General features: G+C 46.3%; 9 protein-coding genes. 7 read left to right on the plus strand and 2 right to left on the minus strand.

The window, feature by feature from the left end; translation table 11 throughout:
• Window positions 1-110 precede the first annotated feature (110 nt).
• A complete protein-coding gene (locus AB6D58_RS13060) occupies window positions 111-1,100 on the minus strand; it encodes a rhodanese-related sulfurtransferase (RefSeq protein WP_017067892.1) in 990 nt (329 codons plus the stop codon).
• A 314-nt stretch (window positions 1,101-1,414) separates the two neighbouring features.
• The gene (locus AB6D58_RS13065; protein ID WP_372157478.1) at window positions 1,415-2,563 is read right to left on the minus strand and encodes a PLP-dependent aminotransferase family protein; all 1,149 of its coding nucleotides are present in this window, start codon (window positions 2,561-2,563) and stop codon (window positions 1,415-1,417) included.
• Window positions 2,564-2,678: 115 nt separating this feature from the next.
• Here AB6D58_RS13065 and AB6D58_RS13070 point away from each other — a divergent pair, with 115 nt between their 5' ends.
• From AB6D58_RS13070 to AB6D58_RS13100, 7 genes are all read left to right on the plus strand, one after another.
• On the plus strand, window positions 2,679-3,548 hold the full coding sequence (locus AB6D58_RS13070) for a GyrI-like domain-containing protein (RefSeq protein ID WP_136982302.1): 870 nt from the start codon (window positions 2,679-2,681) through the stop codon (window positions 3,546-3,548).
• A 209-nt stretch (window positions 3,549-3,757) separates the two neighbouring features.
• Window positions 3,758-5,092, plus strand: a complete 1,335-nt coding sequence (locus AB6D58_RS13075; RefSeq protein WP_372157480.1) for an MATE family efflux transporter — start codon at window positions 3,758-3,760, stop codon at window positions 5,090-5,092.
• A gap of 213 nt (window positions 5,093-5,305) precedes the next feature.
• Entirely contained in the window at window positions 5,306-6,064 is a 759-nt protein-coding gene (locus AB6D58_RS13080) for an ATP-binding cassette domain-containing protein (protein WP_372157482.1), read from the plus strand.
• Window positions 6,061-6,912, plus strand: a complete 852-nt coding sequence (locus tag AB6D58_RS13085) for an ABC transporter ATP-binding protein (RefSeq protein ID WP_372157484.1) — start codon at window positions 6,061-6,063, stop codon at window positions 6,910-6,912. Before AB6D58_RS13080 ends, AB6D58_RS13085 begins: the two co-directional genes overlap by 4 nt.
• A gap of 64 nt (window positions 6,913-6,976) precedes the next feature.
• Window positions 6,977-8,488 carry an ABC transporter substrate-binding protein gene (locus AB6D58_RS13090; RefSeq protein WP_372157486.1) on the plus strand — a complete coding sequence of 504 codons (1,512 nt, stop codon included), beginning with the start codon at window positions 6,977-6,979 and terminating at the stop codon, window positions 8,486-8,488.
• A gap of 4 nt (window positions 8,489-8,492) precedes the next feature.
• On the plus strand, window positions 8,493-10,229 hold the full coding sequence (locus AB6D58_RS13095) for an ABC transporter permease subunit (protein WP_372157488.1): 1,737 nt from the start codon (window positions 8,493-8,495) through the stop codon (window positions 10,227-10,229).
• Between the two features lie 152 nt (window positions 10,230-10,381).
• Complete coding sequence (locus tag AB6D58_RS13100) at window positions 10,382-10,624, plus strand: hypothetical protein (RefSeq protein WP_372157490.1); 243 nt, start codon at window positions 10,382-10,384, stop codon at window positions 10,622-10,624.
• Window positions 10,625-10,809 lie beyond the last annotated feature (185 nt).

Genomic DNA, 10,809 nt, shown 5'->3' on the forward strand with positions numbered 1-10,809 from the left:
AAAAGGGCGCAAACTCGTGGGATTATCCTCGAAATTGCGCCCTTTTGTATGTATATAGCTAACTATTTATAGTTATATGTTTAGAACTATAAGAGTTTAAAGCAGAAAGTTTACTTTGCTTTCTTACCAGAGCGTTGCTGCTCTTTGTGTGCAAGCTTCTCTTTTTTGCGTTGCTCGATAAGGTGAGCAGCTTCGCCGCCTACGTGGGTTTCGCCACGAGCATTCGACAGTTGAACTTGCTTTTCACGTTCACGGAAACGGGCTTTCTGCTCGTCGCTGTGCTTATCAATACACTTAGGGCAGCTTACGCCTTTCTCGAAGTGTTTAGAGGCTTTGTCTTCGTCAGTGATTGGCAGGCGACACGCGTTACACACATCGTAACCGCTCTTTTCTAGCTGGTGGTTTACTGCAACTCGACCATCAAATACGTAGCAGTCGCCTTCCCACATACTCTCTTCTTCAGGTACCTCTTCTAGGTACTTAAGAATGCCGCCTTCAAGGTGATAAACCTCATCAAAGCCTTGCTCTTTCATGTAGGCTGTTGATTTTTCGCAACGAATACCGCCAGTACAGAACATCGCAACTTTCTTGTGCTTCTTAGGATCAAGGTTGTCTTCAACGTATTGAGGGAATTCACGGAAGGTTTCTGTGTTTGGGTTTACAGCATTTTTGAATGTACCGATATCGACTTCGTAGTCGTTGCGAGTATCAACCAGAATTACATCAGGATCAGAAATCAGAGCGTTCCATTCGTTTGGTTTCACGTAAGTGCCGACAACGTGGCGTGGGTCGATACCCTCAATGCCCATGGTTACGATCTCTTTCTTAAGCTTAACCTTGGTGCGGTTGAATGGTTGTTCTTCGTTGAACGACTCTTTGTAAACAACATCAGCCAAACGAGAATCTTGTTTGAACCATTGAAGAAGAGCGTCGATAGATTCGCGCTTACCTGCAACGGTGCCGTTGATACCTTCACTCGCAAGTAGCAAAGTACCGCGGATTTGGTTGGCTTCTAACACGTCAGTGAGTGGCTGGCGAATTTCTTGGTAATCATCAAGTGCTACGAATTTATACAGAGCACATACAACATATTGAGACATGGTTTTTCCTTTCTGCGAGCTGGAACGTAAATCCAGAGCGGTTGCCTTTTATGATACATACTGAGTTTGATTTACTCAGGTTTGCCCATATTGGCTTATTAAAATCCGCCGCAGTATAACCAAGCCAAGGAAGGACAAAAACCAACCAAAAGTAGGGCTATTTAGCATTGTTATTAGTGTGGCTTTTGGACTAAGAAATGCAATGAAACCGTTTTATCTGGTTCGAATTACAACACGTATTCCCAAACCAAAAAGGCCCTGCTGTAAAAATACATCAGGGCCTTGGTATTGAATCTGTCTGACTTAATCAGCGATTACGCTTGGTTAAGTACTTCCGCTAAGCGTTTCACCGCTTCTGTTAATTCTTCTGGGTTGGCGTTAGTGAAGTTTAAGCGCAGTGCGGCTTTTGCTTCATCGGCCTTTGGATAAAATACTGGGCTTGGTACAACCGCCACACCATTCGATAGCAAAGTCTTAGCTAATTCGAAGGTATCGCACTCTGGGATTTCTACCCAAATGAACATCCCGCCATCTACGGCTTTTAACACGCAATCTGCAGGCAGTTGTTTTTTTAGCTCTGAGAACAACACTTCATAACGAGACTTGTACAGTGTGCGAATGTTTTCCATGTGTACGTTGAAGTCTTCATGTTTTAGAAGACCAACAAGCAGCGCTTGCATAGGTACACTTGAGTGTAAATCCGCGCCTTGCTTCACTTTGATCAGTGGCTCAAGGTAGCTGCGTTTGCCTGTTACCGCGCCAATACGTAGACCTGGCGATGCAATCTTAGAGAATGAACGAAGAACGATAGAGTTATCAGGGCAGAACGAAGAAACCAACGGCAGCTCTGTGCCTGTGAAACGTAGCTCACGGTATGGCGCATCTTCAATGAATGCCACGTTGTATTTGATACACAGCTCAGCGACTTTTTGACGAGTTTCTGTTGCCCAGCACACACCGGTTGGGTTGTGAAAATCAGGCACCGCGTAGAACATTTTTGGCGCTTGCTGTGAAAAGCATGTTTCCAATTCATCTAGATTCGGCCCAAATTCGGTTTGAGACACGGTCGCAATGTTTGCTTGAACTAGGCCAAACACCTGCATCGCACCTAAGTAGCTTGGCGCTTCCATCACAACCACATCACCTGGATCGACATACGCACGCGCAATCAAATCCAAACCTTGCTGAGAGCCAGTACAAATCATTACCGTGTGTGACTCTGGCAATTGGTAGCTTTGTGTTAGGTGGTCAAGCAACGGGCCGTAACCGGCAGTGGAGCCGTATTGGAAAACTTCAGGCATGTTCGCTAGGTTTTCTAGCGTTGGCTTCATTAAATCGATTGGGAATGTTTTCTCGTCCGGTAAACCACCGGCCAATGAGATGACATTTGGATCACTTGCGGCTGCGAGGATCTCCCGAATGTATGAAGATTGAATCTGTTGTAATGACTGTGCGATTTCCATGTGTTGTGTCTCGTCGTTTATCGTTTTTATTCTATCGCTTGATATTACACGGCAATTGTAAAAACTAGCGTGTCCGTTTATGCTCTTAAACATGTCCATTTATGCTATTTAAACGATGTCACGTCAACACATATCGCGAATCAATGATGTCCTGTTCCATATTCACCAAGACATCAGTCAGCCTTTGTCTGCCAAAGAGTTATCTGAGATAGCGGCCTATTCAGAACAGCACTTTCATCGCACCTTTAAAAGCGTGGTCGGGGAGTCGTTGCATCAATATATCCGACGCACTCGAATGGAGTACGCGGCCAATCAATTAATGTTCGATACCAGCTCGTCTGTGGTTGAGATCGCCCATAAATGTGGCTTTAGTTCTGTATCTTCGTTTAGCCGAGCATTTAAAGCGACCTTTAATATGTCGCCCGGAGAATGGCGTAAGCATGATTTACAAGTAGCAGAAAAACCCTATTTAAAAGATCCCGAAGTGGCGGCGGGCTATTTGAATGTTGCGCAGCGAGTGTTACCTGAACCTAAGATTATTGAAGTGCCTGAACGGATGGCGGCCTATGTTCGACATACGGGATATAATCGATCCATTCGCAATGCGTGGTTGATATTGAAAGCGTGGGCGAATTCGGAACAGCGTGATTTCTCGAGCCAATTTGGTTTGCATCACTCAAACCCTGCTTGGGTTGAGATGGATCAGTGCCGCTATGTGGCGTGTATCGCGATTGATGAACCGATTAAGTATCGCAGTATCGTGAACCAGATGGTGATCCCAGGAGGCTTGCATGCGGTGTTTCGACTGAATGGCCGCTATGGTGAGCTGCTACCACAGATCAGTATGGTGTTAGAAAAGTGGCTACCCACATCTGGTTTCAAACAGCGCTCGACTCCCGCGTATGTGCATTATCATCAGAATCACTTTCTTAATAGTGATGAAATATTCGAACTCGATTTTTACCTTCCCGTGAGCTTTTACTAATCGATGGTTGTGCTGTTTTGTTGAACCAGACTTTGATCTTTTGTTGAGACAAATTAGCACAACCAATAGCAGCTAACGATTTTATGCAGTTGGCCTAAGATAAAGATGCTTTGTTGATAATCTACTCTAAGTAAATGATGACAACGTACGGATTAAACGATAGCATTTCGTTCTAATTGCAAATAGTTCTTAATATCACCCGATAGAATATGACCATTACCCACAAAGATTATCTGAAAATCGCTTTCCCTTTCATCATCTCAACGGTGACACAACCTCTGTTAGGTGCTGTGGATACCGCTGTTATTGGCCAACTTGGTATTGCTGAATTGATTGGTGGCGTAGCGATCGGCACCATCATTATGAACACCATGTATTGGTTGTTTGGTTTTTTCCGTGTCAGTACCACGGGCCAAAGTGCGATGGCACTGGGTAAGGGAAACCGCACTGATTTGGCGGGTAGCTTGATGCGTCCGTTTGTGCTGTCTGGTTTAGTGGGTTTGATCTTTATCTTGATACAACCACTCATCTGGCAAGGCGCAATGTGGGTGATAGAGCCTGAAGCCAATGTAGCCGAGCACGCGCATATCTACTTCAGTATTTTGATTTATGGCGCGCCTTTCGTGTTGCTTAACTACACCATTATTGGTTGGTTAATGGGACAGGCGAAAGCCAAAGACGTTCTTTATACACAAGTGTTTGGTAATGTGTTGAACATTGTCTTGGATGCGGTGTTTGTACTTTATTTCGATTTGGGTGTCGCAGGTGTGGCTTACGCAAGTTTGATTGCACAAGTTACCACCTTTGCGATTGGTGTGACCTTGGTGATGAAGACCAGCAATATTTCGATCTCTGAGTTCTTGCAAGGCTCGAAGATGACCAAGAAAGACCTATCGACAATCATCTCTTCGAATACCGATCTATTGCTTCGCACCATTTGTATCTTGGTGTTCTTCAACATGATGGCGCGTACTGGCTCTAAACTGGGTACCGATGTTCTAGCGGCTAACGCGATCTTGATGCAGGTGACCTTCATTGTCAGCTATATGTTTGATGGTATTGCCAACGCATCGAGTGTGTTTGCAGGTAAGGCGGTAGGACAGAAGAACCCTTCAATGCTTGATCGTGTTTTAAGGCTTAACTTCCAATGGACGGCAGGTTTCATTGCCGCGCTGACGCTTTTAACTTTGATTTTTAAAGATATGATTGTTTTCTTGTTTACCGATATTCCAGCGCTGGTCACGCTGTACCAAGAGATGGCTCCGTGGTTAATTGTGTTCCCGCTAGTGGCTGGCTTTGGCTTAACGGTTTACGGCATCTTTACCGGAACAGGTACCACGCGTCCGGTTCGAGATTCTAGTATTGCTACTTTGCTGGTGTTCTTGGCTGTTCAAGCGTTTGCGGTCGGAGCGTGGGGCAATCATGGTTTGTGGTTAGCGTTTACTCTGTTCTATCTTGGGCGTATCGCATTCCTGTACCCGTTTATCTCTCAGGTTAAACAGAAGTGTTTCCCAGCAGAAGATACCTCAGCGGCGTGTCATTAATGTAGAACGACCATCGCCATTTCTAAGACTTTATGAAAGCGCTTTACTATTTATGAACAATAAATTTAGTGGGCGCTTTTTTGTTCTTAATGAATTATTCAAAAAGGTTAATTAAACGGCAAATAAAATGCGATACGGTTCAATGTTCTCTTTTCATCACTCTAGCTAAATGATAAAGTTGTTATGTTATAACATCTATCTATGAGTATCTGCGTGAACGCCCCACTATTGTCTGTTGACCAACTAACGATCAAAACCTCTTCAAGAACACTTTTCCAAGATATCCACTTCGATGTGTATCGAGGAGAACTGTTGGCGATCATGGGTCCTTCAGGCATTGGTAAGTCGATGCTCTCACGTGCGATCGCGGGCTTTATGCCAGAAACGGTTGAGGCTGAAGGCCATATTTCTCTGTCTGGTGAATCGGTGTGTGGTTTGCCGATGTTACAACGAACCGCAGCACAAAGGCCGGCGGTTATCTTCCAAGATGCACTTCAAGCGTTAAACCCCCTTGTTTCTATTGAAGGCCAACTCAGTTTGGCTTTGACGGGGACTCGCACTAAGCTTAAATCACAAGACAAAACCAAACTCACCGAACTGTTGGTGCAGTTAGGGTTCCCAAATCCAGAAACCATCTTGCCGTTGTATCCGAGCCAAATCTCTGGAGGACAACGTCAACGAGTGTGTATTGCGATTGGCTTGTTGAGTAACGCCGATATCATCATTGCAGATGAACCGACTAGCGCGTTAGATCCGGTAACAGAGCAAGAGATACTTAAGCTGATTCGAGACAATGTAAAGCAACGCCAAATTGGTGGTTTGCTTATTACCCATGACCTGCACAGCGCCTTAGCCTGTGACAAGTTATTGGTGATCGATGATGGCGGTGTGGTGGCTTATGGTGCACCGAAACACGCGCTTGAATCGAGCTCTCACGCATTCTGCTGTTCATTGAGAGACCTAATCGAATGAGCTCGACCTTATCACTAAATTCAGAAGTCTCACCGTCAATGCCTGTGATTGATTCAGAAATACAAACACCGATTGAGATTAAGTTCGAGAATGTCGGGGTTCATTATTACTCAGTGCCAAGTTGGTTGGGTGGTAAGGCGTTCAAAGCGCTACAGAACATCTACCTCAATGTTGAAGACAAAAGCCTGGCTATTGTTGGGCGTTCTGGTGCCGGTAAATCTACGCTGATTGAATTGTTGTTTGGTTTGAAAGCGCCAACTCTCGGTAGCATCAGCTTGTTTGGTCATTCGCTGCCTATTCGCAACAGCAAAGCGCAAGCCATTGTGTGTCGCTTGATCCAATTGGTGCCACAAGAACCACACACCAGTCTTAACCCTTACTACACCGTTCGACAGATCTTAGCCGAGCCGCTAAGCAATCTAGATGTTTCTGGCAATCATGAAAGCATCATTGAAGAGACGCTGTTGGATGTTGGCTTACCTGCCACATTGCTATCACTGAAGCCCAATCAGCTATCTACAGGCCAAGCTCAACGTGTGGCTATTGCTCGGGCGCTTGTCGTTAGACCCGCAGTATTAGTTGCCGATGAGCCAACTAGCAGCCTAGACCCGGTGAATCGTCAAAGGCTACTCGACTTATTGAATTCATTAAAAAAGAAGCGCGATATGCGCCTTATTTTGGTGACACACGACCTAGGCGCAGCACAAGCGCTTTGCGAAGAAATTCTGGTTCTTGACCATGGCGAGATGGTGGAGCATGGACCGACACCTCAAGTAATGAGCGAACCTGCTCATCCAGCGACACAGATGCTGATCGAATCTCAGCCTCTTTCGAAATCTACTGGTTAAACACAACCTTATTTATTACGAAATACCGTTTATTAACAAACACAGCTTACAGAGAACAATAACTATGCGTTTTAATTCAATCAAACTGGCTTGCGCGCTTGCGTTGGCTCTGCCTTTGATGGGCTGTTTTGACTCTCAGCCAGAGTCGAGCGATGCCGCAGTAAAATCTGAAATCCGAGTTGCGATGATGCAACCGCCAAGAACGGGCTTATCGCCACTTTCTGATGATGCTTTTAAGCTATCTCGTTGGAGTACAGCAGAAACTCTGGTTAACCTGAGCCCAACCTCAGAAGCAGAACCTATGCTAGCAACGGATTGGAAACATCTTGATCCTCTGACTTGGCAGTTCACGATTCGCCAAGGCGTTAAATTCCATGATGGTTCGACGTTAACGGCAAACTCTGTAGTGAACTCTCTACAAAAAGCGCTTGAAGCAGCACCTAAGCCACGCATCCTAGATGGTGTAGAGCTAGAAGTGAAAGCGATGGACAACTACCGCGTAGAGATCAAAACCAGCTTTGATGACCCTCTTCTACCAAGTCGTTTATCAAGCCCTCAATTAGCGATTCTTGCAGCAAGTGCGTACCAAGAAGATGGCCGTGTTATCCCAACAGGCGCGGGTACTGGCCCGTTTGAATTGACTGAAATTAACGGTACAACAAGCGCGAAGCTAAAACGTTTTGATGGCTACTGGGGTCAAAAAGCACAGGTTGAATCTGTGATTGCAGAATACGTTCCGAACGGTTTTGCGCGCGCTGCGGCTCTAAGAACCGGTACGGCAGACATCGTAGAAGCGGTACCCGTTTCACAAATCGCGACCATTGATCCGAACCTGCTTTACGAAGTAGCAATGCCTCGTACTAACACGCTTTACCTGAACAATAAGTCAGGTGTATTTAGCGATATTAACCTACGTAAAGTCGCGGCGGCTGCAGTAGACAGAGAACAGATCGTTAGCACTGTTTATGAAAACCACGCTGATATCGCACAAGGCCTATTAGGTCCTGCACTTGCTTGGGCTGAACCAATTCGACCTGAAGGTCAGGCAGTTGACAAAACGCTAAAAGCGAACGGCGAAAGCATTGTTATTGGTACCTTTACCGACCGTGCAGAGCTTCCAGAAGTGGCAGCGCTACTGAAGCAACAACTTGAAGCGGCTGGTTTCAAGGTTGAGCTGGATATTCGTGAATATGCTCAGATCGAGAACGATGCGCTATCTGGTAAGTTCGACGCGTTTATCCTTTCTCGTGCAACGGTTCTCGATTCGGGTGACCCAGTGGCTTACATGATGAGCGACTTTGGTTGTAAGGGTTCATTCAACCTGGGCCAGTTCTGTTCTCAAGAGGTAGATAAAGCACTGAATCACGCTGACCTACAACCGCTAGGTGCGCTGCGTCACCAAGCAATCATCGAAGCGGAACAAAAAATCCTTAACGATTTCGCGGCTATCCCACTGCTTCACGAACGTGTGATTCAAGGTGAAAGCGAGCGTGTAAGCAATGTAGTTCGTGACCCAAGTGAACGTCGCTTGGTTGATCAAACGACACAAGTTAACCCGGCAACACAGGCTAACTAAGCAAATGTTATCTGCTGAGACTCTGCGTCGAACTCTATTTATCTTGACGCCTTGGCTATCAAGAATCGCCTCACTGATTGTGGTGGTGATTCTTGTTGGTTTGATGCCTGACATTGCAGGCATCGATCCAAGCCAATCTATTCTGCGAGCTAGGGCGGGGCAACAACACCTGCTTACGCCTGAAGCTTTAGCTGCGGTACGCGCTGATCTTCAGCTTGACCGTTCAGCCATTGAGCGCCTGCTCGACTGGGTAGGAAGTGCTTTTTCCGGTGATCTAGGTGAATCATGGATTGATGGTTCCTCGGTTGCATTAAGCATTCAAAAAACAGCATCTACGTCTCTTTTTTTGATGTCTAGCGCACTTGTGATGACTTTCGTACTGTGTGGTGCAGGCTTACTGGCTACCTTACGCAGTTGGAAGAAGGGCAAACTAGGGCAGAGTTACAGCAGTTTAAGCACCGTATTAATATCCTTGCCAGAGTATGTGGTGGCCTCGGTATTAATATTGGTGTTCTCTATCTGGTTAGGTTGGCTACCACCGTATGGTTGGCAAGGTTGGCAAGATATCTGGCTACCGAGTTTAGCGCTCGCACTGCCTGCAAGTGGCTTGTTTAGTCGCCTACTCAGAGACAGTTTACAACGCGTTCTTAATGAAGCTTGGGTGATCACTTGGCTCAGTGCCAACGTTCATTCCAATCAAATTATTCGCTTTGCGCTGAAAAGAGCGCTGAGCAGTCTGATCCCGCAAATTGCGATGATCGTGATTGGCTTAACTGGTGGCGCAGTCGCGGTTGAGCTTATCTTCTCGATCCCTGGTATCGGGCGCATGATTCTTGGTGCAGCCAAGGCGCAAGACTTACCAACGCTGCAAGGCGGCTTATTGGTGTTGCTGCTATTTTCAATTGCCGTGAGCAGCATGAGCTTGTTTGTTCAGCAATTGATTCTTGGCCACAGCCTGAAAAGCGGCAAGCTCATCAGTAGCCACTCTTCGTTTCGTTTTACCCAGAACCGCGCAAAGCGTGTCACTGCTTTTGCGATCTTCTCTTTCCTAATTGCTATCGTAGTTTGGGCTGCATTCCGAGACCCATACACTAGCCAATTCGCACGCTTGGCATCACCGAGTTGGCAAGCACCTTTGGGCGCAGATGGCATTGGCCGAGACCTACTGGCGAGAATTGGTTCTGGTATGATTGCGACCTTCCAAGCCGGTATTTTAGCAACGTTCTTGAGTTTGGTGACGGGCATCATCATGGGTTTCAACACCCGCTTTAGCCAAGGCCTTATCGAGATCACTAAGGGTATCCCATACATCATTGCAGGCTTGCTTGTTGCAGGTTTAACGGGGATGAATCCGAACAGCGCATTAATCGCGATTGTATTGGTATCGTGGGCGCCGTTAGCCGCGCACTGCTCAAGCTTGATCGTAGAAGCCAAGGCTCAACCTTATACACACCTCGCGCCACTATGGGGCACCAGTAAGCTTAGAATCTTCCGTTTCTACTTGCTTCCGTATGTGTTGCCACCGTTGTTAAGACACGCGATGTTGAGGCTACCGGTTATCATTCTAAGTCTGACCTCGCTGAGCTTCATCGGATTAGGGGCAAAGCCACCAACACCTGAATGGGGTTTGATGATCGCAGAGAACCTTCCATACATTGAGCGCGCGCCGTTAGCAGTCATGGGGCCAATTGTTGGGCTGATCTTGTTGGGTGCAGCCATTAACATGATGTTTGATGACTAACGAAAAGAGCCGGTCGCTGAGGTTTCTAAATTGACGATTCGATTGGGTATTCGATTTAGCATTTATGTTGTAACCTTAGCCTTGCTTTTTAGAGACGCTTTTTGAACGGCTCGAAAGTTAAACAGGCCCTAGTTAAGTGTAAAGGATTCAACATGTATCTCGTTTTGTATTGTCACAATATTGGTATGACCGACTTTTCTTTCTTTGAGACGGAAGATTTCGATAAGGAAGATGGCTATATCGTGCGAGGCAAATGGCCGAACGAGAAAGCGTTCCGTGATTACTTCACCAAAGAATTTGGTGACATGAACGAGTTCCAAGTGATCGACTTAATCGCCAAAGGCGCAGAAGCAGAACACTACTCGCCAGAAGAGTTGGTGCGCTTAGCTCAGTAGCCGCTAGCTCAGCAATATCTAGCTCGGTAATACGTTTTAAATCGAATAAGCAAATGGCAGCCTGATTGGGCTGCCATTTTTCGTTGTGCGCCGAGCATGGCGTTGATCTAGGAGGTGAAAGTCCTCTACAGGCTCAGTCGAGCGAGAACCGTTAGCCTATGCAAGGGTGTTCACCGTGAGGTGAA

Source organism: Vibrio sp. 10N.239.312.D08, from assembly GCF_041466145.1.
Lineage (GTDB): Bacteria > Pseudomonadota > Gammaproteobacteria > Enterobacterales > Vibrionaceae > Vibrio > Vibrio crassostreae_C.

Coding starts and splice junctions, on each gene's coding strand:
- AB6D58_RS13060 (WP_017067892.1), bottom strand. CDS start 1,100: ATGTCTCAATATGTTGTATGTGCTCTGTATAAATTCGTAGCACTTGAT.
- AB6D58_RS13065 (WP_372157478.1), bottom strand. CDS start 2,563: ATGGAAATCGCACAGTCATTACAACAGATTCAATCTTCATACATTCGG.
- AB6D58_RS13070 (WP_136982302.1), top strand. CDS start 2,679: ATGTCACGTCAACACATATCGCGAATCAATGATGTCCTGTTCCATATT.
- AB6D58_RS13075 (WP_372157480.1), top strand. CDS start 3,758: ATGACCATTACCCACAAAGATTATCTGAAAATCGCTTTCCCTTTCATC.
- AB6D58_RS13085 (WP_372157484.1), top strand. CDS start 6,061: ATGAGCTCGACCTTATCACTAAATTCAGAAGTCTCACCGTCAATGCCT.
- AB6D58_RS13090 (WP_372157486.1), top strand. CDS start 6,977: ATGCGTTTTAATTCAATCAAACTGGCTTGCGCGCTTGCGTTGGCTCTG.
- AB6D58_RS13095 (WP_372157488.1), top strand. CDS start 8,493: ATGTTATCTGCTGAGACTCTGCGTCGAACTCTATTTATCTTGACGCCT.
- AB6D58_RS13100 (WP_372157490.1), top strand. CDS start 10,382: ATGTATCTCGTTTTGTATTGTCACAATATTGGTATGACCGACTTTTCT.